The following is a 26,065-nucleotide window of genomic DNA, read 5'->3' as shown; positions in this document are numbered from 1 at the left end:
GTTGAACCACAGTATTGAACAGCTCACTGCCTTTATTGCCGTTTACGAAGAGGGCAGCTTTGCCCTTGCTGCCCATAAGGAAAAAAAACACGCTTCGACCTTAAGTAAGCACGTCAGCAATCTGGAGATTGATCTGGGGTTTGAACTGTTTGTACGCAAGGCCAGTGCCCTGGCGCCCAATGAGCGGGCAGACGAACTCTACCAGTACGCCAAAGCCATAGAGTTTGAAGTCAGGCAGTTTAACTACCGGGCATTGAGTTTTCTGCGGGAACTGCCTTCCAGACTGACGCTGGCCATCGACAGCTCAATCCTGGGGCTACAACTGACTCCGGCCGTCTCTGCCCTGTCCCGCCAGTACCCCACTCTGGAACTGGCTTTTATTGAAGGGGATACACTGGAGTGCATCAAGCGAACCCAAAGCGGAGAAGCTGATTTGGCAGTATTGCTGTCAACGGAACATTACAGCCTGGATTTCGCCGTTTCCAAGCTTCTGACCTTTCCCGTAGTCAGCGTGACCAGCCCTGAATACGCCAGGCAGTTTGGTATAGAGCCCGGTGCCGAAATCAGCCAGCACACCCGCCGCCAGATGCGACAGATTATCCTGCAATCGTTTCAGGACATGGGACACAACCAGACACAAAAGGCCAGTCATCATATCTACCGGGTCAACAGCTTTCCCTGCGCCCTGGATTTGATTCGTCATGGCTTAGGCTGGGGTAATCAGCCGCGCCTCCAGTGCCAGCAGCTGATTGACAGTGGTGAATTAATTGAGTTCAGCGCTGAGCAGGAAAAAAACTTTCGCTGGTCCGCGGACGCCATCTGGCTGGCTTCCAAGCCTCTGTCTGAACCGTTGCAAATGTTGATTACCGCGCTCAGTGAGACTTCAGAGTCGTTGTGACAGGCACCCGGAGGACATGGCTAAAAAAGACAGGACCCAATTGGTAACTGTTCAGCCCTACCTCCCACTCTGTTGAAAGTACCAGACGAAGGGTAGCGAGAGCGGAATGCCCCTAAACTAACCGGGTGTTGACGATGCGGACAGAGGGTGAGCAGGTGAGACCTGAAATTAAAATCGGATTCACGGACTTTAACGGTAACGGCGGGTGTCTGGTCAGGGAAGGTGACGGCTCGCTGGATATTGCACTGCAAAACTGTTCCTACCGGATCAGGAAGACCGACCGCATGGAACTGAATTACCGGGCTGGCACCGAAGGTAAGCGCATAGGGACTCTGAAAGTCGGCGGGTTTTCGCTCTGGGCTGAAGAGTCGCAGTTGCAGAAGTTGGCCGTGGAAATTGAAAAGCACCTCAAAAACTTAAAAACTTAAAAATCACAATGTGACTTAGCCACAACCCACACAGGAACTGGTACAGGATGCACCATTTTTGTATAGCCGCAGGCTTGCTGGCCTGCATGACCTCTGCCAACGCCGGGCTGGATATTTTTACTACCGTGACTGAATTGAAAGATCGTCCTCAACACTGATAACAAGCCGCTTGCCTAAAGCGTGCAAAACTTCCTCAATGCTTTGTATCTTTGAGCCTGCGTTTGGATCCAGTAGCGTTCTGATAAACTTTTCATCCTTGCCTACCATTTCAGCCAGCTCTGTTTTCTTATGACGCTTAGCTTTCTGTTCACCATAAATAGCGGCCTTGGCTGCAAGCAAGGCAGACGGTACAACCGGATAGGTGTTGATGGCCAGCATATCGCCAGGAACTGGTAACGCTTCATCATTCTCCATAGTGACCGCTATCAGCTCATCAAGGCAGTCTGATGCTTCGCTTAGCGCCTCTTCGATGGACTCGCCATCAGTACCACCCCAGCCAAAATCACGAAACTTCACCAGATAGCGCCCGTCTTCATCACGGCTTACGGTTGCTGGATACTGTATTCTCATTCTGTCTACTCCTTTGAGGGCTTAAAGTCCCTCTATATCCTCTTTATTTAAATCGAGGTCTTCCAACATCGTGTTAAGAAGCCCTTTACCTATCTCTTTTTTGGGGTCTTTTAGAATGGTTCGTTTGTCTCCGTAATAGAGTGTTCCGTGTGAACCCTTTCCCCTAGCCTTGAGCACCTTAAGTTGTTCATCTCGCAATCTTGCCAGCTTTTTCAGTTTTTCAGAAGTTCATTTCCGTTCATAGGGCTTATTTTAGGATAATTTTATCCGATTAAAGTATTTTTTCGGATAAATTTGTCCGTAATTAGATTTTTTTTGTAGAGACCATCGACTTTTTTTGCAAGCAATAAACGAGGCATCAAGCTGGCCAGGGAACTGGCAAAAGCATTGGAGAAGAAATCATGAAAACAGAACTACACGACTACGACCCTGCTGAAGCACTCACCACACCTGAAGCTATAGAAGTTTTTATGGCAGAAGCGTTTGAAACCGCTGATGCAGGCTACATAGCTCATGCTTTTGGTGTAGTAACACGAGCAAAAGGCATGTCTGCTATCGCAGAAAAAAACAGGGCTATCCAGAGAGCAGCTCTATCGGTCTTTCAGTGACCAGGGAAATCCTACTCTGAAAACATTGCTAGCTGTGTGCTCTGCCCTTGGCATGACACTAAATATCGGAAAACCAGCTCAAGCGTAAAGAGGGATGGTCGTTCCAGCGGAAATCACTGGCTAAAACGGCGGCTCTTAATGCCCAGAACCTTACCCAGCCCTTCACTGCACAGTGCCAGCTCAAGAGAGCTGCGAATCACCTGGGCATTGTCCATGGTCAGCACTTCAGCCAGTATGTCTTTCGCCTTCTCCATGGTAATCCGTCTCAATGTCCACTTCACTTTAAGCAGATTGGTGGCACTCATGGACAACATATCCACACCCATTGCCATTAACAGGATTGCCGCTGCCGGGTCTCCGGCCAGTTCACCACAAATGCTGACGGTTTTGCCTTCTTTATGGGTATCGTCAATGATTTTCTGCACAGCCTGCAACACCGCCGGGTGGAAAGAATTATACAGGTTGGCCACTCTGGGATTGTTCCGGTCAACGGCCAGCAGGTACTGGGTAAGGTCATTGGAACCGATAGAAAGGAAGTCAACCTGCTTTGCCAGTTCCCTGACCTGGTAGACCGCCGCCGGCACCTCGACCATAACGCCTACCGGCGGCATCACCACAGGTAAGCCTTCCGACAATACCTCGGTATGCGCCCGGTGAATAAGGTGCATAGCCTCTTCCACCTCAAACACACTGGTGATCATGGGCAACATAATTCGCAGGTTATCGAGTCCGACACTGGCCTTGAGCATGGCCCGAACCTGCACCAGAAAGATTTCCGGGTGATCCAGTGTTACCCGAATGCCCCGCCAGCCGAGGAATGGATTATCTTCTTTAATGGGAAAATAACTCAGGGACTTGTCACCGCCAATATCCAGGGTTCGCATGGTCACAGGTCTTGGAGCAAAAGCTTCCAGCTGGTGCCGGTAGATTTTTTCCTGTTCCAGTTCACTGGGGAAACGTTCCCTGAGCAGGAAAGGCACTTCGGTCCTGTAAAGACCCACACCTTCAGCGCCCCGATCCAGTGAGCGAACCGTATCGGTCATCAATCCGGTGTTTACCCACAGGGGAATTCGATAGTTATCGGGCGTCAGGCAGGGCAGGCCACTAATTGCTTCAAGCCCTTCGGTAAACTCCTGCTCCTCTTCAACCACCACCTGGTAGTGTTCCAGCAATTCAGTGGAGGGAGTCGAGTAAACCAGCCCAAGATTGCCATCTACGATCAGCTGGTTTCCCGACAGCTTAAGGAAGGGCAGATCAACCGCTCCCATTACCGTAGGGATACCCAGCGCCCTGGCAAGAATGGCGGCATGGGAATTGCCTGACCCCTGTACAGACACCAGACCTGACAACTGTTCATGGGGAACGTCGGCCAGCATGGCCGGCGTTAACTCTTCACTGACCAGAACGGTATTGTCTGGGTAAGTGATGCTGTTTTTGTCTTCTTTTTGCAGGTAGGACAGCACCCGTCGACCAAGGTCTTTGACATCGGCTGCCCGTTCCCGCAGGTAAGCATCTTCCATCTTTTCAAAATTACGGACATGCTCATCAATGACATACCGCAAGGCACCGGGAGCCCAGCTGCCAGTCCTGATCTGGTTGCGGATTTCAAGCCCTAACGCATTGTCATCCAGCATACTCAGATAAACATCAAACAGAGCCTGCTCTTCCACCGGGAGCAGTTCTGAGAGTTTTGCTGCCGTTGCTTTCATCTCCTCACGTACAGCCTCCAGCGCCCGGTCCAGCAAAGCCAGCTCTGCGTCAAGGTCGTCATGCTGACGATCAGGCACAGCCCCCAGGTCTGCCGGAGGCGCGGCCACAACCGCTTCACCAATGGCAACGCCTGAGGCACCGGCAGTCCCTTGAAATCGGGCGGTTTTTCTGGGGCTGTTCGGTGTAACGAGCAGAGAGCCTGTCGCTTCAGCGTGGGCAATTACCCCTGCCAGCTGGGCAGACATGGTGACCAGGAACGCTTCTTCGGGTTCATCAAAACGACGGCGTTTTTTTTGCTGAACCACCATCACCCCCAGAATCTGGCGATGATGGATAATAGGCACCCCGAGAAACGAATGATAACGCTCCTCGCCGGTTGCCTTGATGTAGAGAAATTTGGGATGCGCAGCAGCGTCTTCAAGGTTAATGGGTTCTTCCCGAAGCCCTACCTGTCCGACCAGTCCTGCGGACTGCGCCATTTTTACCACCCCTACCGCAGAAGGGTTCAGTCCTTCCGTAGCACTCAGGGTATATTCACTCTGTTCCTGATCGAACAGATAAACAGAACAGACGTCTGTTTTCATAGCGTCCCGAACGCGCTGCACAATAATCTGCAACGCAGCCCGGAGGTCAGAGGCCGCACTGACTTCCTGAACAATTGTGCGCAGAGTGTTCAACATAGTCGTCTGCTCTTAACCTCCGCCTGAAATTCCCCGACCGGGTGGTCTCTGTCAGTTGCCACCACCCTGTAAACGCCCAATCCTTGGAGCCAGCTCCCGCAAGGCTCGTCGATATACTTCCCGCTTGAATGACACAACCTGCCCAAGAGGGTACCAATAACTGACCCAACGCCATCCGTCGAACTCGGGGGACGGTGTATGATCCACGCTGACACGGTCATCGCTTGTGAGCAACTTTAGCAGGAACCACTTTTGTTTCTGTCCAATACAGAGTGGGTACTGCTCTCTGCGTACAAGACGTCGAGGCAATCGATAACGCAACCATCCCCGGGTACAGGCCAGAATTTCCACGTCTTCCGGCTGAAGACCTATTTCTTCATAGAGTTCCCGGTACATGGCTTCTTCCGGAGATTCTCCATCATTGATTCCCCCCTGGGGGAATTGCCATGCGTCCTGTCTTATACGCCGCGCCCAAAGGACCTGACCGTGTTGATTTGCGAGGATAATACCGACGTTTGGTCTGAATCCATCTGAATCAATCACGCCTGCGGCTACCTAAAATGTTTCTTATAACGCATTGTTTCACAAACGGCGTAAACACAGCAACGAAGATGCCAATTTAGTTGAACTAATATTGATCTGCCTCTGAAAACAGACAGTTAGCCCTTACCTCTTTCAATTGACCGCATTCACAAACGCAAAAATTTTCCGCTAAAGCTGACCTGCGTCCTGCTTTTGTCCTATTGATGTCTTAGACTGTTTCAACCTGAACTGTGTCCTTAACTATTTCATGGCCGACAGTTATAAAAATTTATTAGCCGTGCAGTCTGGCAGGAGGTCTTGTGGCTCTCGCAATTTTTGATCTGGATAATACTCTGATCGCCAATGACAGCGATTATCTCTGGGGGGAGTTCGTGTGTGAACAGGAACTGGTGGATGTGGAAGCTTATCGTAAGGGCAACGCTTATTTTCATCAGCAGTATGAGCAGGCCTCCCTGGATATTTACGAGTATCTGAATTTTGCCCTTGAACCACTGACCCACTACAGCATGGAGGAATTAAAGCAATACCATGAACTGTTTATGGAGCAACACATTCGCCCGATTATGCTGGAAAAAGCACGGGCAATGCTGCAAAAACACCGGGATCAGGGTGATCACCTGATGATCATTACGGCAACCAACCGTTTCGTGGTCGAGCCTATCGCCGATGAATTTGGTGTCGATACGCTGCTGGCTATCGAGCTGGAAATTAAGGATAACCGTTACACTGGCAAAGTGGCTGGTACGCTAACATTTCAGGACGGTAAGGTAACGCGCTTGCAGGAATGGCTGACCGAAAACCCTGAGTTCAGTATGGAAGGCAGCTATTTCTACAGTGATTCTAAAAACGACCTGCCACTGCTGCAAAAGGTAGATTTCCCGTTTGCTGTTAATCCAGACCCGGAACTGGAAAGAACAGCACGGGAAAATGACTGGCCGGTGCTTAACCTTCGTTAACCCACTCAAATGCCCATAGCGTAAGAAATGCCCATGGCCTAAGAAAAGCGGGCTGTAAAATGCCTGAGTACCGGCGGTTCATAAGTCATCTGAACGCCTTTAATGCTCTCAGCCCGCTCATTAACGGCCTTTAAAGCCTCTGCCACATAATCCATATGATCGTTGGTGTACACTCGTCTGGGAATGGTCAGGCGCATCAATTCCATAGGCGAAGGTTTCTGCTTACCGGTTTGCGGGTCACGTCCAAGCAACAAAGAACCAATTTCAACCCCTCTGACACCCGACTCCAGATACAATTCATTGGTCAATGCCAGTGCCGGAAACTGCTCAGGCGGAATATGCGGCAACATTCTTTTAGCATCGACAAACACAGCGTGCCCGCCCGTCGGGGACTGAATCGGTATACCCGCCTGACACAAGCTCTCCCCCAGGTACGCCACCTGCCCGATACGATAGCTGAGAAAGTCTTCGTTCATGCCTTCCCGAAGTCCGGTCGCCAGCGCCTCCATATCCCGCCCGGTCATACCGCCATAGGTAATAAACCCTTCCATCGGTACACAGCGCACCGACACACTGCGGTAAAGGTCTTCATCATCCCGGATACAGCACAAGCCACCGCTGTTCACCACCGGATCTTTTTTGGCGGAAAGCGTCAGCATGTCTCCATAACTGAACATCTCCCGAATAACGTCCGGCAATGATAGTGCGGCATAATCAGGATCACGCTGCTTGATAAACCATGCGTTTTCACAGAAACGCGCACAGTCCAGAATAACCGGGATGTTATGTTCCCTGGCGATTTCACTCACGGAACGTATATTCCCCATGGAAACCGGTTGCCCGCCAACACTGTTACAGGTGATCGTGATAATAATCCCGGCAATCTGCCCGGCTTCCGTTGTAGCAATGGTTTCCTGAAGACGGTTGAGGTCAATATCGCCTTTCCACAGGTCGGCAGAACCGGTATCAAACGCCTCAGCCTTAACCAGATTGATGGCCTGACCACCCGCCAGCTCAACATGGGCTGCCGTGGTATCAAAGTGGTAATTAGAGATGAAAATGGGTTGGCTGTGGCCGGTTCGGGCAATCAGTTCAGGAAATAAAATCTGTTCTGCACCTCGCCCCTGATGGGTCGGCAGAACATACTCATAACCAAAGACATCCTGCGCTACCTGCTGGAGTCGAATAAAGCTTTTACTGCCGGCATAAGCCTCATCCCCAACCATTAAGGCAGCCCACTGCTGGTCGCTCATGGCCCCCGTACCAGAGTCTGTCAGAAGGTCAATGTAAACGTCATCGCTCTTTAGCAGAAAGGGGTTGTAGCCCGCTGCCTGTAAAGCCTGCTCCCGCTCAGCCCGGGTGGTCATCCGGATCGGCTCCACCATTTTTATACGAAAAGGTTCGGGTATTCTTTTCATGCCCTGGTTCCGGTTATATCAGAGTCAAGACAGTAGTTTAGGTGCTGGCAGGCATTGCGCCTGCCAGATTTCCATATAAAGTACTTTATATTTATTCAGAACCTTTTATTTTTCCGGAAGGGAGAAGGATTAGGGTCTTCCTCGGAATAGGGAGGAGGTGCCACATTATAAAACCCATCGCCGAATTCTGGCATGCGTTGTGAAGGTTCTGGAAAGTCATTGTCTTCACGTGGCGGGGCTGAAGGTTCTGGAAAGCCATTGTCTTCACGTGGCGGGGCTGAAGGTTCTGGAAAGCCATTGTCTTCACGTGGCGGGGCTGAAGGTTCTGGAAAGCCATTGTCTTCACGTGGCGGGGCTGAAGGTTCTGGAATGGTTTCAGGTTTGATACACCCAAACATTCCAGCAAGTCGTTTAAGCAGAGACGGTCTGTCTGTATTGGTGGGAATGTCATCTGCCTCGCTGTCTGAATCTGAACTGTCGCCAGCATCTGGAGCAGAGCCTCTGGCACCTGTTACTCCGGTCGCATCAAGCTTTATTGCCTGTAACTTTTTTCTCCGGGCTTCAATCTCTGACTCTATAAGTTCTCGCATTCTATCATCAGCAAGCTCCAGAGCAGTGAAAGGCCGTTTCCCTTTAAGGGCAGTACCCTTATCATGCATAGAACTATAGAAGCCATAACTTTCTGGAAAACGGCCTTTAATTTCAGGGTCAGCTCCACAAGACACCAAACAAGTGACCACTTTTCTAACATCGTATTTGCTGCCTTGGGATGACAAGGCAAAGTGAAGAGGGGTCGCACCGCCACCCTCAGCTCTTACATTAACATCAGCACCACCATCTACCAGTTCTTTGACATATTCAGGTGTCCCGTCATGCGTTTTTATAAGTGCAATATGGATTGGGTACAAACCCAGATAGCTCCTGTTGAGATCAAAGCCATGCTTCAATAATGCTTTTAAAAAATCCAAACTCTCGTGTTTATTATGAAAATCCCCATTAGTGCTGTGATTCTTAAAATAATACCGGCAAATCTCCATTTGATTTTTCTCGGTTAACGGTTCTTTCGGATTTGGGTTTACACCATGACTAAGCAAAATGTTTAGCCCTTCCATGGAGTAATTATGAAGGCAGTAAGTCAGCGGTGTATTAGGATAGTGTGAATTTTTTTCGCAGACATTCGGGCTTGCCCCCCAACTTAACAGATGGTGGATTATTTCAAGCTTTTGAGTGGTATTTTCCTTTCTAATCCATTCACAGGCGAGCAAAATCGGATCTTTTTTTTGATTTACGTTTGCTCCCATTTCAAGTAGTAATTCCACAATGTCCGGTTTATTTAGCAGAATGGCAATACTCAGTGGACTGGCACTATCATGGTAAAATCCCCCATACTTAATCAATGCGTCTATGCGATGGGGAAACTTACAGAGATACCTTTTTATGTAATCTTTATCATTGCTCTTGATTGCTATGATTAATGCAACATGATCAAACTCACTAATTCTAGTATCTAACAAGGCTTTTTGTTTATATTCTTCTTCCGTTAAGGTTCTGACTTCAGAGTATTTGTTTGTACCCAGGTTTTTTTCCGATCTTTGATTCTGGCAATATGGGCAGTTTTCAGAGAACTTGAACTTATACTCAACAGAAGTGGAAGAGCTGGCTCCTGATGAACTGGCTCCCGATGAAGTGGATGGCTGTTTGCCAGAGCTTTTTTTATTGGACTTTATTTTTTTACTGTTCGATTTAGCGCCCCCGCCTTTACCCCCAACCAGGTTGCTGATTTTACCTGCGAATTGCAAGCCATGGGAACTCAGCTGTAAAGTCGTGTCAGGAAGTAGAAACATGTCGTCTGTATTTTTCAGAATTTCAGGTCTGTCACCCAGCCTGATATTTTTGATTGCTTCCTGAAGCATCTGCTCATCTTCTCTGGAAATATCGTTAAGCAGTTTAAAGCGAATGGCTTTGATGGACGGATCATCGTCCTTGCTCCTAGTGGATATTTTTATCATTGCGGAAGCTTTCTGAACAGCTTCATCAATTTTTTTCTTGTTTTGCAATGATTGCTTTAAAGCTGCTTTGGCAATATCAGATTGATGAAATTCGAACTGGGGGGGTGCTGTTATCTCTCCTTCTGATAAAGACAGGTACTGCACCGTCATGTCCTGATTAGCCGGAAGTAAAATCACGGATTCATCAACATGAAAAACAGCAATGTCGACGGTAACACTGTGATGCCCCCCCTGCTTGCTATAGCATTGCCATTTTTTTCGCTGTCCGGAATCGAGTGCCTCAGTGACACAGGCTGTTCCTTTAGCGGGTTGCAGACTGTCAGCATCAACATTCAGAGTGTACGGGCTGCTTAGCCGGAGAAATCCTGGCTGGCTTCTGCTTTCTGGTAAGCGTTCACTGGTATATTCACCTTCGGTTGCTTTGGTGTCAGGCAGGGCATCATTCTGCTGGTGTTTTAAACCGGGTAGCAGCTCATCTCCAAACCTTGCACCTTCGTACAAACCCGGCAATGCGCTTATGTCATGAACCTGTGATTGCGCTACGGTTTTTGATGCATATGAAATGAAACACGACAGGATCAGAAGGAATTGGAAAAAAATAATTCCCTGTTTTTTGAATAAATACACTGACAGCCTCTGCCCATTATAAAAGCAATTTTATTTTCATATTTTTTCCAGAAAAGTAAGCGCTTCTTTAAACGGCACATCAACCCTGACAGCGCCTGTTTTTTTATTTTGGTACCTGCTTAATTCCGCTAGAAAATTCAGGACAGGTTTATAGGACAGCAAATTGTATCGGTCAAGCGGAAGCCTCTTCCAATACAGTTTGAATTGAAAGAGGCCTGACGTTTATACCCGTGTCACCCTGGCGGTCATCGCCTTGATGTACGTAACTTTTCTACAAACCGCTTCAAAATTAGCAATTAAGACACCGCTTTTCCCTATTGTTGCCTCCAATTGTTATACCTTTGGCGGATCATGATTGCGCATTTCACAAAGCCGCTCCTCACTCATTAACCAGGGCAGATAAGGAGTGAGATCATTAGGTGGCTTCCTGCCATTTATGGCACAAGCCTCAAGATAGGCACCCAGCCAGATTTTTGGATTAATATCCCAAAGCTTTAGCGTCATAAAAACGCTGAATAGAAAAGCGGCTATATCAGCACTCCATACGCTGCCAGAGCCGTAGTAATTCTTCCTGCCAACGACACCTGTGCGCAGTGCTTGCTCTGCAGCGTTGTTATCCATGGGGATACCGGGATCAGTGACAAAGCGGGTCAATCCTTCCCAGTGATTCTGTAGACTTTCGAGCACTTTTTTCGCTCTGACTCGCAGTTTAGGACGATTAAGTTCCTGATCCCTCTGGATTGCCATCTGCTCTACCTGATGTTCAAGCCGTAACTGCTGTGTTGCTAGCTGCTCTGGTTCATCAAGCACTTCAAGTCGCTGACTATTAAGATGATATAAACGACCAATCCTGTTCACCCAGGTGGCGCTCCATTTCTCCAACTCCGGATCACCTCGTTGAGCGTCAATAAAATCCCGCCTGACGTGAGCCCAGCAGAAAGCTAAATTAATAGACACCGCATCATTCGCAAGCTTTTTGTACGCTGAGTATCGGTCACACACCAGCGTTCCAGCCCCGTCACCAATGATCGACTCTGGTACGACAGCCGCACGGGTGTCAGCAATGCTGAAATAAACCGCCTGATCACAGAGAAATACCCAAAGCCAATGTTTGTGAGAACCTGTGGTCTCATGTGCCCAGCTGATCCACCGGGTTTCATCAGCATGCCACTGATCGCTACTGGCGACGAATTCCCGAGTAGCTTCGGCAACCGGCTCAAAAAAGGGCGTTATAGCTTCCAGGCCAAAGGAGATGGTCGCCTGCGACAGTTCCAGTCCCTGAGTCTTATAAGACTCAAGTTGCCTGTTTATGGGGATGCCGTATGCGTACTTATTCAGCAACAGCTCCACCCAGACAGAAATACCAAGCTTTCCTTTGTTGATGAGTCTTGGTGGAGGTGGTGGAGTAGTAATATTGGGCGTTTCAGGGCACTGGCAAGTTTTTTGGTAATGCCTTCGGTGATAACGACGAACGTGAGCCTTAACTTCAACTTCAATTACGTCGCAGCTGTCGTCATTGAAAAAAGACTTGAATGGCCGGTGACAGACTGTACAACACTGTTTGTCCACTGGTAAGTCTACAGACTCATGAACCACTGGCAGGTTGTTGTGAAGATGGCGACCAGAGCCGGGGACTCCGGGCTGGTGACCTCGTTTTCGATTTGAAGGTGGCCGGGTAGTATTGCCACTTTTCTTTGAAGAAGAACTGGTCTTCTCTGATTTACGACCGAAAAGCAAGTGCTTCATGTGTGCCAGTTCTGATTTCAGATCAGCGACCTGGGTGTTCAACCCAGCCATTTCGGCTTTATGCTGAGCGATAAGAGAGGCATTTTTAGCCAATACTTTTTTCTCTCGGCCACAGGCCGCCTTCCACATGGCATGCCAGAGGTTGGCCTGCTGTTTTAGCTGGATGTGTTCCTGCTTGGTGAGGATGACCTGCGAGGTAGCAAAGGGGGCAGGCAGTAATGCAGGTGTTGTGCCTGATCCTGAAACATGAGCATTTTGCATACTCTAAAAGTAGACGACTTTGAGCTTATGTTTAGTGGTTTGTAGAAAAGTTACTGATGTACTCCGTTTCCGGAATGGCAGGCATTGCGCCTGCCAGATTTCCATATAAAGTACTTTATATTTATTCAGAACCTTTTATTTTTCCGGATAGGGAGAAGGATTAGGGTCTTCCTCGGAATAGGGAGGAGGTGCCACACCATAAGATTCGGTGACGGATGCAGATCTGTTTTCTTCTGAAGGAAGGTAGTCTTCAGGTGGCGGGACTGAAGGCTCTGGACTGAGTTCAGGAACAGCCAGGCTAGTGAACCTGATTTTTTGAGCAAGAACTTTAAGTAGAGACGGCAGTCTGCTTGCCTTGGTGGGAATGTCACCTGGCTTGCTGTCTGCACCTGAACTGTCGCCTGCACCAGAAGCAAAGCTTCCGGTAGCTGTTCCTCTAGCTGCATTAAGCCTCATTGCCTGCAACCTTCTTTGAGCGCCTTGCTGTGATATTATTATTTCTCGTACATGAGGTTCCGCAAGCTCCAGAGCAGTAATAGACTTTTCCTTTTTAAAGGCTTTACAAGCCTTAATGTGCATACGATAGATATTACAACTTTTTGGAAGGCGGCCTGTAATTTCAGGGTCAGCTCCATGAGACATTAAACAAATGACTATTTCTTTAATATCTGGTGTGTGGGATAAGGATGATACAGCCAGATGAAGAGGAGTCGCACCACCATCCTCAGTTTTTATATTAACATCAGCACTACCTGCAAGTTTTTTGACTCTTTCAAGTGTCCAGAAATCCGGCTCCATAAGTGCAATATGAATTGGGTACAACCCCTGATAACACCTGTTGAGGTTAAAGCCATGTTCCAATAAGATTTCAAGGAAAGTTAAATTTTTATTACTTAAATAAAACTTACAAATATCCGTTTGACTGTCATCGGTTAACGACTCTGATGGGTTTGGATTTGCACCATGAGTAAGCAAGAGATTAAAAGCCTCTTCAGAATCATTTCCAATGCATAAACCCAGCGTTGTTTCAGGCCAAGAACCTTCTTGGTAAGCATCCGGATCTGCTCCAAAACGTAACAGGTGGTGGATTATTTCTAAATTATCCTTTTTATCTCCCCGATCAGTCCATTTACAGGCGACCAACATCAGATTTTCTGTTTGATTCAAGTCTGCTCCTTTTTTAAGCAGTAATTCCACAATCGCTGGCTTTTTTTTCAGAATGGCAAGCTTCAGCAGACTAGCATCTACTTCGAAGAATCCACATTTAACAGGTACTTTTATGTGATCGGGAAATTTATTGAGATAGCTTTCTACATACAAACGAGCATCGTTCTCGATTGCTTTAATTAATTTAATGCTATCAGGTTCACTAATTTTATTATATAAGGCTTCAGCTTCAAGCAGTAATTTCACCATCTCCGGTCTTTTTTCATAAATGGCAATATTCAGAAGAGTCTCTTCTCGAAAGAATTCACCTTCAACAGGTACTACTATTCTATCGGGAAATTTATGGAGATAACTTTCTACATACGAACGATCATCTTCCTCGATTGATTTAATTAATTTAATAGGATCAGATTCAATAATTTCATCATCCGATAAGGCTACTTGTTTAAAGTTGTTTTCTATTAGTTCAAAGTTTTTGTCTGTACCCAGATTTTTTTCCGATCTTTGATTCTGGCAATATGGGCAGTTTTCAGAGAACTTGAACTTATACTCAGCAGAAGTGTAAAAGCTGGCTCCTGATGAACTGGCTCCCGATGAAGTGGAGGACTGTTTGCCAGAGTTTTTTTCATTGGGCTTTGTATTTTTATTGTTCGATTTAGCACCCCCGTCTTTACCCCCAGCCAGGTTGCTGATTTTACCTGCGAATTGCAAGCCATGGGAACTCAGCTGTAAAGTCGTGTCAGGAAGTAGAAACATGTCGTCTGTATTTTTCAGAATTTCAGGTCTGTCACCCAGCCTGATATTTTTGATTGCTTCCTGAAGCATCTGCTCATCTTCTCTGGAAATATCGTTAAGCAGTTTAAAGCGAATGGCTTTGATGGACGGATCATCGTCCTTGCTCCTGGTGGATATTTTGATCATTGCGGAAGCTTTCTGAACGGCTTCATCAATTTTTTTCTTGTTTTGCAATGATTGCTTTAAAGCTGCTTTGGCAATATCAGATTGATGAAATTCGAACTGGGGGGATGCTGTTATCTCTCCTTCTGATAAAGACAGGTACTGCACCGTCATGTCCTGATTAGCCGGAAGTAAAATCACGGATTCATCAATATGAGAAACAGCAATGTCGACGGTAACACTGTGATGCCCCCCCTGCTTGCTATAGCATTGCCATTTTTTTCGCTGTCCGGAATCGAGTGCCTCAGTGACACAGGCTGTTCCTTTAGCGGGTTGCAGACTGTCAGCATCAACATTCAGAGTGTACGGGCTGCTTAGCCGGAGAAATCCTGGCTGGCTTCTGCTTTCTGGTAAGCGTTCACTGGTATATTCACCTTCGGTTGCTTTGGTGTCAGGCAGGGCATCATTCTGCTGGTGTTTTAAACCGGGTAGCAGCTCATCTCCAAACCTTGCACCTTCGTACAAACCCGGCAATGCGCTTATGTCATGAACCTGTGATTGCGCTACGGTTTTTGATGCATATGAAATGAAACACGACAGGATCAGAAGGAATTGGAAAAAAATAATTTCCTGTTTTTTGAATAAATACACTGACAGCCTCTGCCAATTATAAAAGCAATTTTATTTTCATATTTTTTCCAGAAAAGTAAGCGCTTCTTTAAACGGCACATCAACCCTGACAGCTCATGTTTTTTTATTTTGGTACCTGCTTAATTCCGCTGGAAAATTCAGGACAGGTTTATAGGACAGCAAACTGTATCGGTCAAGCGGAAGCCTCTTCCAACCCGGTTTGAATTGAAAGAGGCCTGACGTTTATAACCGTGTCACCCTGGCGGTCATCGCCTTGATGTACTCCGTTTCCGGAATGGCAGGCATTGCGCCTGCCAGATTTCCATATAAAGTACTTTATATTTATTCAGGACCTTTTATTTTTCCGAATAGGGAGAAGGATTAGGGTCTTCCTCGGAATAGGGAGGAGGTGCCACATTATCAAACTCCGTGTCGAATACAGGCATGTATCGTGCTGAATGTCCCGGAGAGTCATTGTCTTCACGTGGTGGGGCTGAAGGTTCTGGAAAGCCATTGTCTTCACGTGGCGGGGCTGAAGGTTCTGGAATGGTTTCAGGTTTGATACACCCAAACATTCTAGCAAGTCGTTTAAGCAGAGACGGTCTGTCTGTATTGGTGGGAATGTCATCTGCCTCGCTGTCTGAATCTGAACTGTCGCCAACATCTGGAGCAGAGCCTCTGCCACCTGTTACCCCGGCCACATCAAGCTGTGTTAACCGTAACTTTTTTCTATAGACTTCAGTCTCTGATTCCATAAGTTTTCGCATTTCATCATCAGCAAGCTTCAGAGCAGCGAAAGGCGATCTCATTTCAAGGGCAGCCATGCCATTCCTGTTCTTAGGAAAACGAATGTCAGGACTTTCTTTTGGAAGACAGCCTTTAATTTCAGGGTCAGCCCCATTAGAAATCAAATATATGACTATATCTATAATGTCACTTCTTTTCAGGTTTCGGGTGTGGCCTACTTCGGTTGACAGGATAATGTGAAGAGGCGTCGCACCGCCATCCTTAGTCCCCATATTAACATCAGCACCATACTTTACCAGCTGTTTAACCTGTTCAAATGTCCAATTATGCGGCTCCATAAGAGCAATATGGATTGGGTATAAACCCTGATAAGGCTTGTTGGGATAAAAGCCATAATCCAATAACAGTTCAAGAAACTCCGAACTGCACCAATGACTAAGATAAAACTCACAAATCTTCATTTTACCTTTATTGGTTAACGATTCTTGCGGGTTTGGGTTCACACCATGACTAAGCAAATTTTTTAGCCCTTTCAAAGATTTCTTTTTAATGCAGAAAGTCAGCGGTGTATCCAAAGAGTAATAAAAGAATGGATTTTCTTCGTAGCCATTCGGGCTTGCTCCAGAATGTAAAAGAAGGTTGATTATTTCAAGCTTTTTATCAGCTCTATAAGAACAATCAGGAATAGTGCGACAGGCGAGCAAAATAGGATCTTGTTTTTGATTTACGTCTGCTCGCATTTTAAGCAGTAATTCTACAATCTCCGGTTGATTTAACTTAATGGCAATACTCAGTAGACTGCAAGCATTATCATACTGTCTGGGAATCAATCCGTCTATGCGATAGGGATACTCATCAAGATACTGTATTATGTATTGCCTATTATTTGTTTGGATTGCTTTATCTAACTTATCATAATCAAATTCATCAATTGTATTATCTGATGAGGCTTCTTGTTTAAATTTTTCTTTCATTAAGGATTTTGTTTCATGGTGTTTGTCTGTACCCTGTTTTTTTTCTGATCTTTGATTCTGGCAATATGGGCAGTTTTCAGAGAACTTGAACTTATACTCAGCAGAATCAGCAGAAGTGGAGGAGCTGGCTCCTGGTGAACTGGCTCCCGATGAAGTGGATGGCTGTTTGCCAGAGCTTTTTTTATTGGGCTTTGTATTTTTATTGTTCGATTTAGCACCTCCGTCTTTACCCCCAGCCAGGTTGCTGATTTTACCTGCGAATTGCAAGCCATGGGAACTCAGCTGTAAAGTCGTGTCAGGAAGTAGAAACATGTCGTCTGTATTTTTCAGAATTTCAGGTCTGTCACCCAGCCTGATATTTTTGATTGTTTCCTGAAGCATCTGCTCATCTTCTCTGGAAATATCGTTAAGCAGTTTAAAGCGAATGGCTTTGATGGACGGATCGTCGTCCTTGCTCCTGGTGGATATTTTGATCATTGCAGAAGCTTTCTGAACGGCTTCATCAATTTTTTTCTTGTTTTGCAATGATTGCTTTAAAGCTGCTTTGGCAATATCAGATTGATGAAATTCGAACTGGGGGGATGCTGTTATCTCTCCTTCTGATAAAGACAGGTACTGCACCGTCACGTCCTGATTAGCCGGAAGTAAAATCACGGATTCATCAACATGAAAAACAGGAATATCGATAGTGACACTGTGATGCCCCCCCTGCTCACTAAAGCATTGCCATTTTTTTCGCTGTCCGGAATCGAGCGCCTCAGTGACGCAGGCTGTTCCTTTCGCGGGTTGCAGACTGTCAGCATCAACATTCAGAGTGTATGGGCTGCTTAGCCGGAGAAATCCTGGCTGGCTTCTACTTTCTGGTAAGCGTTCACTGGTATATTCACCTTCGGTTGCTTTGGTGTCAGGCAGGGCATCATTCTGCTGGTGTTTTAAACCGGGTAGCAGCTCATCTCCAAACCTTGCACCTGCGTACAAACCCGGCAATGCGCTTATGTCATGAACCTGTGATTGTGCTACGGTTTTTGATGCATATGAAATGAAACACGACAGGATCAGAAGGAATTGGAAAAAAATAATTCCCTGTTTTTTGAATAAATACACTGACAGCCTCTGCCCATTATAAAAGCAATTTTATTTTCATATTTTTTCCAGAAAAGTAAGCGCTTCTTTAAACGGCACATCAACCCTGACAGCGCCTGTTTTTTTATTTTGGTACCTGCTTAATTCCGCTGGAAAATTCAGGACAGGTTTATAGGACAGCAAATTGTATCGGTCAAGCGGAAGCCGCTTCCAATACAGTTTGAATTGAAAGAGGCCTGACGTTTATACCCGGGTTACCCTGGCGGTCATCGCCTTGATGTACTCCGTTTCCGGAATGGCAGGCATTGCGCCTGCCAGATTTCCATATAAAGTACTTTATATTTATTCAGAACCTTTTATTTTTCCGGATAGGAATAAGGATTAGGGCCTTCCTCAGAATAGGGAGGAGGTGCCACACCATAAGATTCTGTGACGGATGCAGCTCTGTTTTCTTCTGAAGGAAGGTAGTCTTCAGGTGGCGGGGCTGAAGGCTCTGGACTGAGTTCAGGAACAGCCAGGGTAACTATTCCACAAACCGCTACAAAAAAGCCTGAAATCGTCTATTTTTAGACTATGCAAAATGCCTCTATTTCAGGATCAGATCCAGCACCCGCATTAATACCTGCCCCATTTACCACCTCGCAGGTTACCCTGACCAAGCAGGAACATATCCAGCTCAAACAGCAGGCTAATCAGTGGCGTGCTATGTGGAAGGCGGCTTGCGACCGGGAACAAAAAGTGCTGGGTGACTGCTCCCCACCCTATCGGGTGAGGCTTCTGATTTCTTAGGCAGCAACCGACAGTCTGCCGGATTTACGCAAGCCTCCATCAGCAGAAACGGACAGTCCTTCCGCCTTTAATTTCAATATGCCTTGCTTCTTGATATTGCGAGCTGCATTAATATCCCGGTCATGGATAGCACCACAGCTACACTCCCATGATCGGATTCTCAATGGCATTTTTTCCTGTTTCAAATCGCAGACTGAGCAAGTTTTAGAGGATGCAAACCACTGGTCTATCTTCACCAGATGTTTACCTTCCTGCTTTGCCTTGTATTCGAGTTTGGTTATCAGTGAATGCCAGCCAGCATCAGCAATAGAACGAGCAAGACGCTTGTTCTTGAGCATGTTTTTAACTTTCAGTGTCTCCACAATCACCGCTTGGTTTTCGTCGATGAGTTGTTTTGATAGCTTATGCTGAAAATCATTACGGGCAAAGGCTACACGCTCATGCGCCTTTGCCACCAATAAACGGGCTTTGTGCCTACCTTTTGAGCCTTTCTTGCAGCGAGATAGAGCCTGTTGTTTTCTTTTCAGGTTACGTTGTGCTTTTTTCAGAAAGCGAGGATTGCCAGTCTTATGGCCGGTACTGGTGATAGCCAGATCAGTAATCCCCATATCAACACCGACAACCTGATTAGCTTCAAGATTATCAATCTGTTTTGGTTGTTCCTGGGTATCATCAGCCAATATGGAGGCAAAATACTTGCCGGTTAGCGTTCTGCTCAGGGTGATAGACTTCACCTTACCCACTATTTCACGATGCACTTTAGCCCTTATGGGCTTGCGCTTGGGGATTTTTATCCAGTTATCGCCCACAGAGACAGACGTACAATGGTAGCTACTTTGCTTGCCATGCTTTTTCTTGAAGCGAGGAAATCTTGCCTGCAATTTGGGATTGAAAAAGTTTTGAAAGGCCGTATCCAGATTGATAGTGGCCTGTTGCAGTGCAATAGAGTCAGCGTTTTTCAGCCATGAGTACTTTCGGCTTTTCTTGGTTTTTGCCAGCAAGGGCTTCAGGTGTTTTTTGGGAGAAAGGCTCTGCCCACGAACCTTGTAATAATGAACCTTAATAGCCAGGGCCTTGTTCCATACGAACCGCACAGCATCAAACTGACGGTCGAGAAATTCCGCCTGCTCTGATGTTGGATAGATTCGTACTTTGGTGGCTCTCAGCATGGAATGTTATTTCAGTGCTCATCAATATAAACTTTATATTATAGGTATTTGAAAGAGGTTTTCAAGTGGGCGCACACAATAAAGATTTGCTTAAAGGGTATCTTCGCAAACGACATAGCGTTACCAAGCTGGTTGTTCATTTGGTGTTCACGACAAAGTACAGACGAAAGCTTTTTGATGGCTATATGATCAAGCAGTTACGGGAGTCGTTCGAGAGTGCATGTGAAAAACTGGAATGCCAGTTACTTGAAATGGATGGCGAAAAAGATCACGTACACCTGTTGGTGACCTACCCACCAAAACTGGCTATCAGTGTCATGGTAAATAATCTCAAATCAACATCATCAAGACGGTTGCGAATGCTGAATACCCACCTTACTGCTCAGAGCAAAGCAGGCTTAATGTGGTCAAGGTCTTACTTTGCTTGCAGTGCTGGCGGTGCAACTATCGAGACTCTGAAGGACTACGTTAATAGCCAGAGTACACCAGATTGATGGCGGAAGGCTCTGCGCCTTCCCGTCTTATATCCCCGCCCGCATTGGGCGAGGGTTTACGACGACTTTGCTAAACTGCGAGTCAGGGCGAAGAAAGTGCTCGAAAGCCTGCAGAATCATTGGGAAGGATTGACCCGCTTTGTTACTAATCCCGGTATTCCTATGGATAACAATGCTGCAGAGCAAGCTCTGCGAACAGGTGTTGTTGGCAGGAAGAATTACTATGGGTCTGGCAGTGCCTGGAGTGCCGATATAGCCGCTTTTCTATTCAGCGTTTTTATGACGCTAAAGCTTTGGGGCATTAATCCCAAAATCTGGCTGGGTGCCTATCTTGAGGCTTGTGCTTTAAATGGCAGGAAGCCACCTGATGATCTCACTCCTTATCTGCCTTGGTTAATGAGTGAGAAGCGGCTTTGTGAAATGCGCAACCATGATCCCCCAAAGGAATAACAACCGGAGGGATCAATAGGGAAAGGTAATGCCTGAATGGCTGATATTGAAGTAGTTTGTAGAAAAGTTACGGAGACAGTTCAAAGTGCTACATCCCAGGTAGTTATGACAACGGTCTCTCAAGCTTCCGGTTCAGTTACCGTTACTTATCCCAGCGTTGAACTGGGGCGAGATCCTGATAATGAATGTCCTATTTGTTTTGAGAGTTTAAATGATAGAGAAACTATGGCTACTCCATGCTGCGGGGCTAAATTCCATATTGCATGTCTTCGCGCGGTACAAACGAATTCCGGCAACGTATTTCCTTGCCCGCATTGTCGGAGAATGCTTGCGCGCTTGTGGCTCAAAAACCCTGACCACTGGATCGGCTGACGTTTTTTCATGCCACACCTTATCGCCAGTCTGTTTGCGGTTATAAGGCAAAATGAGTGCTTCCCGTATCTGGATCAGCCTGACTGCTACAAACACCAGTATCACGGCCATTCACTCAAGGTTATCAGCGCTTTGCATACGCTGACCCGAAAGTACGTTCCGCCCATTGCTCAGGAGGTAATGGCAACATGATCTTGACTCATCACTGAAAAGGATAAGTCAAGATTAGGATTTGTGATAAAGAGATAGCCTTTAGGGCGGGGAGGATGTCAATTTGGTAACTGCCTTAATTCCGCTGAAAAATTCAGGAAAAGTTTTAGGACAGCATACTGTATCGGTCAGACGGAAGCCTCTTCCAACCCGGTTTGAATTGAAAGAGGTCTGACGTTTATACCCGGGTCACCCTGGCGGTCATCGCCTTGATGTACTCCGTTTCCGGAATGGCAGGCAGGATTGGGTGATCAGGTCCCTGATGGCCCTGTTCAATAATCTGCAGGTTTCGCTCAATATGGCGACTGCCCGCGCGCAGAGCATCCAGCATACTGTCACGCTGCAAGTGCATAGAGCAGGAGCAGGCCACCAGAATACCATCCTTGCTCAACAGGCGCATGGCCATCTCATTGATGCGGCGGTAGGCCAGTTCACCGGCTTTGACGTCTTTACGGCGTTTAATAAAGGCAGGTGGGTCAACAATGATTACATCAAACTGCTCACCTTCCGCTTTCAGCTGCTTCAAAGCTTCAAACGCGTCGCCCTGCATGGTGCCGACCTTGTCCTGAAGGCCGTTCAGTTCGGCATTTCTATGGACAAGATCAACCGCTTTTTCAGAAGCGTCCACACAGATCACTTCTTCCGCGCCAAAAGCCGCACACTGCACGCCCCAACCACCGACATAACTGAATACATCCAGTACCCGCTTGCCTTTTACATAGTGGCGCAGACGGTCACGGTTAAGACGATGATCGTAGAACCAACCGGTTTTCTGCCCTTTCATCACCGGAGCCAGGAAGCGTACGCCGTTTTCTTCCAATTCCACTTCATCCGGCACTTCGCCATAAGCCACTTCAATGTACTCGGGCAGATTTTCCAGCTTGCGGGAAGAACCGTCGTTTTTCAGCAAAATGCCTGTCGGCTTCAGCACCTGCACCAGTGCTTCTACAACCTGGTCTTTCACCAGCTCCATACCAGCCGTAGAAATCTGCACGACCAGCACATCGCCAAACCGGTCAACCACCAGACCTGGCAGACTGTCGCTGTCACCAAAAACCAGCCGGTAGCAGGGCTTATCGAACAGGCGCTCACGCAAGCTCAGAGCGACTTTGATCCGATGAACCAGCAGGGATTTGTCGAGCATATATTTAGCGTCACGACTAACCAGGCGAGCGCAGATCAGCGTATTCGGATTGACATAACCCGTGCCAATGGCTTTGCCTGCCGCGTTTTCAATGACAACCAGCTCACCGGTAGCAAAACCTTTCAGAGGCGTTGCTTTAGTGTCGATTTCGTTACTGTAAATCCACAAATGGCCTGCTTTCAGACGGCGGTCAGCCCGGTCTTTCAGCCGCAATGCTTTATGAGTCATAGAGAGGAACGCCCGATGGGTAAATAACTTATGGAAACAAAACAGAGGAAGCGCATTATACAGATTCAAGCGTTCTGGACATCACGATCTTGTCGACGCCACTGAAGTTATCCACATACTCTTTTACCCTGACGTAGCCACGATCCTCATAAAACTGGATGGTTTCAATATCAGGGCCCAGACATTCCACTTCTATGGATTTACACGTTTGCGCCACCTGTTCTTCAGCTGTATTCATCAACATCTGGCCTATGCCCTGCTGGCGGAGCGCCTGAGCGACCCAGACAATATCAATTCGATTCCCCTTTAAGGCCAGCATGCCCACCAGGTCTGGCCCATCAACCACTACCAGCATATCCGGCCAGATGCCCTGCACGTATTTCTCAATATCACTCCCTTCGGACCAGGGCCGCAACTGCTCTGCTGCAACCAGTTCACCATAACTGGCCAGCAGGGACTCTTTGCAGAGTTTAACCAGAGGCTTTATATCAACTTCCTGAGCTTTACGAACAATTTTGCCCGCCACTTCACTAACCATTGGACTGCTCACTGCCCTGCCCTCTATCAACATCATGGGTGTGCTGCTTATGTTGGGTTTCAGGAGTGGATATTCAAGCGGCTGTATCGAAACGTACGCTGGCAAAGCGTTCTCGTGACAGGGTTGTGGGTGTGCGAGTCAGGCATTAACCATCTCCCATTCACTTTCTCCGTAAAACCTTTCTCCATTAAAACTCGCCGCAACAGCCATGGCCCCCTCCATTCCCCCGGTATAATTCGGGTTAACATAAAGTTTAAGTTGTTGTGAATGTTGCGAGGTGTTCGAAGAAGGAAAGTATTTAATGACGCCTACGATTCTTGATTTAGAAACAGGGTACGTAACGACCACATCAAAAATCTCCTCACCATCATAGTACCTGACCGGTGGTTCTCTATGAACAATGCCTCCTAACTCCCTGATATCCATTAAAAACGCTAAGTTGGTAATGGGCTGGTCGCTGGGAATTTGGTAATAGCAAATATGAGTGAGTAAACTCCCACTCATATCTGGGCAAGTCGATAAGCGATTAGACAAGCTTGTTAACCGGATGCCATAGTTTTTGCCACATATTCGATTATTGTTTGGGGGGGGAGCCCCGCTCCCCATATCGTACATAACTGGAGCTATACCATTTTCAAAAACATAAGGAACGTAAAGCTCCCGCCCCGTAAACATGTAGACATAACCGAAAAATCGACTTTCACCTCCCCGGCTCATGGGGTCTACATGCGAGCCTTCTATCCTGTTTGTATTCTGAAAAAAAGGTCTTTTGGTCAAAAGAAGCCTGTTGCTTTCTTCATAAATATCTTTTAGGTTTACCCGGGAATGAGGCATCGTAAATACTCCGATTAACGCCATTCGTCAGGTTATACGACAGCACTGAATCAATTACGCCCCCAAGGATAGTACATCGTTGCATAGCTGAAACAGGCGTAGCCCCTTATCTGGCTATTGATCAAATACAGTGAGCTGAACCGCAACGCCCGGAGTGCGAGTCAGGCATCAACCATCAACCATTCACTTTCTCTATTAAAACTCGCCGCAACAGCTCTGGCCCCCTCCATTCCCCCGGTATAATTCGGGTTAACATAAAGTTTAAGTTTTTGTGAATGTAGCGACCTGTTCGAAAAAGGAAAGGTTTTAATGACGCCTACGATTCTTGATTTAGAAACAGGGTACATAATGACCACACCAAGAATCTTTTCGGAAATGGGGAATCTAGCGAACGCCTCATCGTCCATAAGGTAATGTGGTAAATTGTTTATATAATCTCGCATAGTTTTGCCGCTCCATAGTTCACTACGAACAACGCCTCCCAACTCCCTGATATCAATTAAACACACTGAGCTGCTATCGGGATCAACGCAGCGAGCTTGATAATGGCATACATAAGTTTCAAACCATGGCACTCTTCTCAGATTTACTAGAGTAGACACGTCCGTTAACGGGTAGCCATACGTTTTGCCGGGCACTTTTTTCTCATCTGAGACACATTTACCGCTCCCAACATCGTACATAGCTGTAGAAATACCATTTTCGAACAGATAAGGAACCTCTTTGTCAGACACAGATCTGTAGTAGACATAACCGTAAAATAGACGTCTGCCTTCCCGGATACTGGTTGCAAAACGTGCGCCCTCTATCTTGGTTGTATCCTGAAAAAACGGGCTTCTGGTCAAAAGAAGCCTGTTGCTTTCTGTAAAAATATCTTTTGCTTTTAGCCGGGGATCAGGCATCGCAAACACTCCGGTTCAAGCCATTCATCAGGTTATGTGACGGCACGGAATCAATCATGTCCACCAAGGTTAGCACATCGTTGTATAGCTGAAACAGGCGTAGTCCCTTATCTGGCTATTGATCAAATACAGCGAGCTAAACCGTAACGCCCAGAGTGCGAGTCAGGCATCAACGTCAACCATCTCCCATTCACTTTCTCCATTAAAACTCGCGGCAACAGCCATGGCCCCCTCCATTCCCTCGGTATAATTCGGGTTAACATAAAGTTTAAGTTTTTGTGAATCTAGCGACCCGTTCGACCGGAGAGAGGTTTTAATGACTCCTACGATTCTTGATTTAGAAACAGGGTACGTAACGAGCACATCAAAAATCTCATCACCATAAGAGTCCTCGATCGTTGGTTTGAGTCGAACATTGCCTCCTAACTCCCTGATATCCATTAAAAACGCTAAGTTGGAACGGGGCCGGCCGCTGGGAATTTGGTAAAAGCAAATACGAGTGAGTAAACTCCCCCTCACATCTGGGCGAGTCGATAAGCGATTAGACAAGTCTGTTAACCGGATGCCATAGGTTTTGCCAGGTATTGGAGAATCGTCTGAGGAGCCCCCGTCGCTCTCAATATCGTACCGAATTGGAGGAATGCCATTTTCAAAAGCATAAGGAACGTAACGTTTCCGCTGCGTAAACATGTAGACATAACCGAAAAATCGTCTTTCACCTGTCCGGATCATGGGGTCTACATGCGAGCCCTCTATCCTGTTTGTATTCTGAAAAAACAGGCTTTTGGTCAAAAGAAGCATGTTGCTTTCTTTAAAAATATCTTTTAATTTTATCCGGGGATCAGGCATCGTAAACACTCCGGTTCAAGCTATTGGTCAAGTTATGCGACGGCACTGAGTCAATTACGCCCCCCAAGGTTAGTACATCGTTGTATTGCTGAAACAGACATAATCCCTTGTCCGGCTAACGGCCAGTTGAAGCG

The 26,065-nt window shown here is 46.9% G+C and carries 25 protein-coding genes; 10 read left to right on the top strand and 15 right to left on the bottom strand.

The window, feature by feature from the left end; translation table 11 throughout:
• The first annotated feature begins 1 nt into the window (after window position 1).
• Complete coding sequence (locus tag NX720_RS12405; RefSeq protein WP_262601415.1) at window positions 2-898, top strand: LysR family transcriptional regulator; 897 nt, start codon at window positions 2-4, stop codon at window positions 896-898.
• A 155-nt stretch (window positions 899-1,053) separates the two neighbouring features.
• Window positions 1,054-1,326 (top strand): hypothetical protein, encoded by a 273-nt coding sequence (locus tag NX720_RS12400; protein WP_262601414.1) that lies wholly within the window; start codon window positions 1,054-1,056, stop codon window positions 1,324-1,326.
• Window positions 1,327-1,446: 120 nt separating this feature from the next.
• Here the strand turns inward: NX720_RS12400 and NX720_RS12395 are convergent, their stop codons facing one another.
• Both NX720_RS12395 and NX720_RS12390 read right to left on the bottom strand, forming a co-directional pair.
• Window positions 1,447-1,896, bottom strand: coding sequence for a type II toxin-antitoxin system HicB family antitoxin (locus NX720_RS12395; RefSeq protein ID WP_262601413.1), 450 nt, complete (start codon window positions 1,894-1,896; stop codon window positions 1,447-1,449).
• Between the two features lie 21 nt (window positions 1,897-1,917).
• The gene (locus NX720_RS12390; RefSeq protein WP_262601412.1) at window positions 1,918-2,094 is read right to left on the bottom strand and encodes a type II toxin-antitoxin system HicA family toxin; all 177 of its coding nucleotides are present in this window, start codon (window positions 2,092-2,094) and stop codon (window positions 1,918-1,920) included.
• A 203-nt stretch (window positions 2,095-2,297) separates the two neighbouring features.
• Between NX720_RS12390 and NX720_RS12385 the strand changes: the two genes are divergently transcribed.
• Both NX720_RS12385 and NX720_RS27130 read left to right on the top strand, forming a co-directional pair.
• Window positions 2,298-2,504, top strand: a complete 207-nt coding sequence (locus tag NX720_RS12385; RefSeq protein WP_262601411.1) for an addiction module antidote protein — start codon at window positions 2,298-2,300, stop codon at window positions 2,502-2,504.
• On the top strand, window positions 2,446-2,592 hold the full coding sequence (locus tag NX720_RS27130) for a helix-turn-helix domain-containing transcriptional regulator (protein WP_404831091.1): 147 nt from the start codon (window positions 2,446-2,448) through the stop codon (window positions 2,590-2,592). The genes NX720_RS12385 and NX720_RS27130 overlap by 59 nt, the downstream gene beginning before the upstream one ends.
• 25 nt (window positions 2,593-2,617) lie before the next feature.
• Here NX720_RS27130 and ptsP read toward each other — a convergent pair whose 3' ends face one another.
• Together ptsP and NX720_RS12375 are read right to left on the bottom strand one after the other, a co-directional pair.
• On the bottom strand, window positions 2,618-4,894 hold the full coding sequence (ptsP, locus tag NX720_RS12380; protein WP_262601410.1) for a phosphoenolpyruvate--protein phosphotransferase: 2,277 nt from the start codon (window positions 4,892-4,894) through the stop codon (window positions 2,618-2,620).
• 51 nt (window positions 4,895-4,945) lie between these two features.
• On the bottom strand, window positions 4,946-5,437 hold the full coding sequence (locus NX720_RS12375; protein ID WP_262601409.1) for an RNA pyrophosphohydrolase: 492 nt from the start codon (window positions 5,435-5,437) through the stop codon (window positions 4,946-4,948).
• Between the two features lie 299 nt (window positions 5,438-5,736).
• Here NX720_RS12375 and NX720_RS12370 point away from each other — a divergent pair, with 299 nt between their 5' ends.
• Window positions 5,737-6,393, top strand: a complete 657-nt coding sequence (locus NX720_RS12370; RefSeq protein WP_262601408.1) for a histidinol-phosphatase — start codon at window positions 5,737-5,739, stop codon at window positions 6,391-6,393.
• A 38-nt stretch (window positions 6,394-6,431) separates the two neighbouring features.
• Here the strand turns inward: NX720_RS12370 and NX720_RS12365 are convergent, their stop codons facing one another.
• The 5 genes from NX720_RS12365 to NX720_RS12345 all read right to left on the bottom strand — a co-directional run bounded on the left by NX720_RS12365 (window position 6,432) and on the right by NX720_RS12345 (window position 17,490).
• Window positions 6,432-7,811 carry a tryptophanase gene (locus NX720_RS12365; RefSeq protein ID WP_262601407.1) on the bottom strand — a complete coding sequence of 460 codons (1,380 nt, stop codon included), beginning with the start codon at window positions 7,809-7,811 and terminating at the stop codon, window positions 6,432-6,434.
• A 95-nt stretch (window positions 7,812-7,906) separates the two neighbouring features.
• Window positions 7,907-10,330 carry an ankyrin repeat domain-containing protein gene (locus NX720_RS12360; RefSeq protein WP_262601406.1) on the bottom strand — a complete coding sequence of 808 codons (2,424 nt, stop codon included), beginning with the start codon at window positions 10,328-10,330 and terminating at the stop codon, window positions 7,907-7,909.
• Between the two features lie 450 nt (window positions 10,331-10,780).
• The gene (gene tnpC, locus NX720_RS12355; protein WP_262595368.1) at window positions 10,781-12,454 is read right to left on the bottom strand and encodes an IS66 family transposase; all 1,674 of its coding nucleotides are present in this window, start codon (window positions 12,452-12,454) and stop codon (window positions 10,781-10,783) included.
• Window positions 12,455-12,589: 135 nt separating this feature from the next.
• Window positions 12,590-15,169 (bottom strand): ankyrin repeat domain-containing protein, encoded by a 2,580-nt coding sequence (locus NX720_RS12350; RefSeq protein ID WP_262601405.1) that lies wholly within the window; start codon window positions 15,167-15,169, stop codon window positions 12,590-12,592.
• A gap of 335 nt (window positions 15,170-15,504) precedes the next feature.
• Window positions 15,505-17,490 (bottom strand): ankyrin repeat domain-containing protein, encoded by a 1,986-nt coding sequence (locus NX720_RS12345; RefSeq protein ID WP_262601404.1) that lies wholly within the window; start codon window positions 17,488-17,490, stop codon window positions 15,505-15,507.
• Between the two features lie 1,035 nt (window positions 17,491-18,525).
• Here NX720_RS12345 and NX720_RS12340 point away from each other — a divergent pair.
• On the top strand, window positions 18,526-18,741 hold the full coding sequence (locus NX720_RS12340) for a hypothetical protein (RefSeq protein WP_262601403.1): 216 nt from the start codon (window positions 18,526-18,528) through the stop codon (window positions 18,739-18,741).
• Here NX720_RS12340 and NX720_RS12335 read toward each other — a convergent pair.
• The gene (locus tag NX720_RS12335; protein ID WP_262601402.1) at window positions 18,738-19,910 is read right to left on the bottom strand and encodes an RNA-guided endonuclease InsQ/TnpB family protein; all 1,173 of its coding nucleotides are present in this window, start codon (window positions 19,908-19,910) and stop codon (window positions 18,738-18,740) included. The genes NX720_RS12340 and NX720_RS12335 overlap by 4 nt on opposite strands.
• Window positions 19,911-19,975: 65 nt before the next feature.
• Between NX720_RS12335 and tnpA the strand changes: the two genes are divergently transcribed.
• The 4 genes from tnpA to NX720_RS12315 are packed head-to-tail and all read left to right on the top strand — an operon-like array spanning window position 19,976 to window position 21,418.
• Window positions 19,976-20,404: an IS200/IS605 family transposase gene (tnpA, locus tag NX720_RS12330; protein WP_262601401.1), complete on the top strand. Its 429-nt coding sequence runs from the start codon at window positions 19,976-19,978 to the stop codon at window positions 20,402-20,404.
• Window positions 20,405-20,416: 12 nt separating this feature from the next.
• On the top strand, window positions 20,417-20,854 hold the full coding sequence (locus NX720_RS12325) for an IS66 family transposase (protein ID WP_404831090.1): 438 nt from the start codon (window positions 20,417-20,419) through the stop codon (window positions 20,852-20,854).
• Between the two features lie 36 nt (window positions 20,855-20,890).
• Window positions 20,891-21,226 carry an RING finger domain-containing protein gene (locus NX720_RS12320; protein WP_262601399.1) on the top strand — a complete coding sequence of 112 codons (336 nt, stop codon included), beginning with the start codon at window positions 20,891-20,893 and terminating at the stop codon, window positions 21,224-21,226.
• Window positions 21,227-21,235: 9 nt separating this feature from the next.
• Window positions 21,236-21,418 carry a hypothetical protein gene (locus tag NX720_RS12315; protein ID WP_262601398.1) on the top strand — a complete coding sequence of 61 codons (183 nt, stop codon included), beginning with the start codon at window positions 21,236-21,238 and terminating at the stop codon, window positions 21,416-21,418.
• A gap of 196 nt (window positions 21,419-21,614) precedes the next feature.
• Here the strand turns inward: NX720_RS12315 and NX720_RS12310 are convergent, their stop codons facing one another.
• The 5 genes from NX720_RS12310 to NX720_RS12290 form a co-directional block, all read right to left on the bottom strand.
• Window positions 21,615-22,808, bottom strand: coding sequence for a class I SAM-dependent rRNA methyltransferase (locus tag NX720_RS12310; RefSeq protein ID WP_262601397.1), 1,194 nt, complete (start codon window positions 22,806-22,808; stop codon window positions 21,615-21,617).
• A 55-nt stretch (window positions 22,809-22,863) separates the two neighbouring features.
• Window positions 22,864-23,382 (bottom strand): GNAT family N-acetyltransferase, encoded by a 519-nt coding sequence (locus NX720_RS12305; RefSeq protein WP_262601396.1) that lies wholly within the window; start codon window positions 23,380-23,382, stop codon window positions 22,864-22,866.
• Window positions 23,383-23,484: 102 nt separating this feature from the next.
• On the bottom strand, window positions 23,485-24,204 hold the full coding sequence (locus NX720_RS12300) for a hypothetical protein (RefSeq protein WP_262601395.1): 720 nt from the start codon (window positions 24,202-24,204) through the stop codon (window positions 23,485-23,487).
• Window positions 24,205-24,341: 137 nt separating this feature from the next.
• Window positions 24,342-25,082 carry a hypothetical protein gene (locus tag NX720_RS12295; protein ID WP_262601394.1) on the bottom strand — a complete coding sequence of 247 codons (741 nt, stop codon included), beginning with the start codon at window positions 25,080-25,082 and terminating at the stop codon, window positions 24,342-24,344.
• Window positions 25,083-25,244: 162 nt separating this feature from the next.
• On the bottom strand, window positions 25,245-25,931 hold the full coding sequence (locus tag NX720_RS12290; RefSeq protein WP_262601393.1) for a hypothetical protein: 687 nt from the start codon (window positions 25,929-25,931) through the stop codon (window positions 25,245-25,247).
• Between the last annotated feature and the right edge of the window lie 134 nt (window positions 25,932-26,065).

The sequence above is a fragment of the Endozoicomonas euniceicola genome (assembly GCF_025562755.1).
GTDB lineage: Bacteria > Pseudomonadota > Gammaproteobacteria > Pseudomonadales > Endozoicomonadaceae > Endozoicomonas_A > Endozoicomonas_A euniceicola.
The sequence above is the reverse complement of the archived record's forward strand: the minus strand, read 5'-3'. Positions and strand labels throughout refer to the sequence as shown.

What these genes read in the sequence shown, in the direction of transcription:
- NX720_RS12395 (WP_262601413.1), bottom strand. Translation starts at nt 1,896, where the DNA reads ATGAGAATACAGTATCCAGCAACCGTAAGCCGTGATGAAGACGGGCGC.
- NX720_RS12385 (WP_262601411.1), top strand. Translation starts at nt 2,298, where the DNA reads ATGAAAACAGAACTACACGACTACGACCCTGCTGAAGCACTCACCACA.
- ptsP (WP_262601410.1), bottom strand. Translation starts at nt 4,894, where the DNA reads ATGTTGAACACTCTGCGCACAATTGTTCAGGAAGTCAGTGCGGCCTCT.
- NX720_RS12365 (WP_262601407.1), bottom strand. Translation starts at nt 7,811, where the DNA reads ATGAAAAGAATACCCGAACCTTTTCGTATAAAAATGGTGGAGCCGATC.
- tnpC (WP_262595368.1), bottom strand. Translation starts at nt 12,454, where the DNA reads ATGCAAAATGCTCATGTTTCAGGATCAGGCACAACACCTGCATTACTG.
- NX720_RS12340 (WP_262601403.1), top strand. Translation starts at nt 18,526, where the DNA reads ATGCAAAATGCCTCTATTTCAGGATCAGATCCAGCACCCGCATTAATA.
- NX720_RS12335 (WP_262601402.1), bottom strand. Translation starts at nt 19,910, where the DNA reads ATGCTGAGAGCCACCAAAGTACGAATCTATCCAACATCAGAGCAGGCG.
- NX720_RS12320 (WP_262601399.1), top strand. Translation starts at nt 20,891, where the DNA reads ATGGCTGATATTGAAGTAGTTTGTAGAAAAGTTACGGAGACAGTTCAA.
- NX720_RS12315 (WP_262601398.1), top strand. Translation starts at nt 21,236, where the DNA reads ATGCCACACCTTATCGCCAGTCTGTTTGCGGTTATAAGGCAAAATGAG.
- NX720_RS12310 (WP_262601397.1), bottom strand. Translation starts at nt 22,808, where the DNA reads ATGACTCATAAAGCATTGCGGCTGAAAGACCGGGCTGACCGCCGTCTG.
- NX720_RS12305 (WP_262601396.1), bottom strand. Translation starts at nt 23,382, where the DNA reads ATGATGTTGATAGAGGGCAGGGCAGTGAGCAGTCCAATGGTTAGTGAA.
- NX720_RS12300 (WP_262601395.1), bottom strand. Translation starts at nt 24,204, where the DNA reads ATGGCGTTAATCGGAGTATTTACGATGCCTCATTCCCGGGTAAACCTA.
- NX720_RS12295 (WP_262601394.1), bottom strand. Translation starts at nt 25,082, where the DNA reads ATGCCTGATCCCCGGCTAAAAGCAAAAGATATTTTTACAGAAAGCAAC.
- NX720_RS12290 (WP_262601393.1), bottom strand. Translation starts at nt 25,931, where the DNA reads ATGCCTGATCCCCGGATAAAATTAAAAGATATTTTTAAAGAAAGCAAC.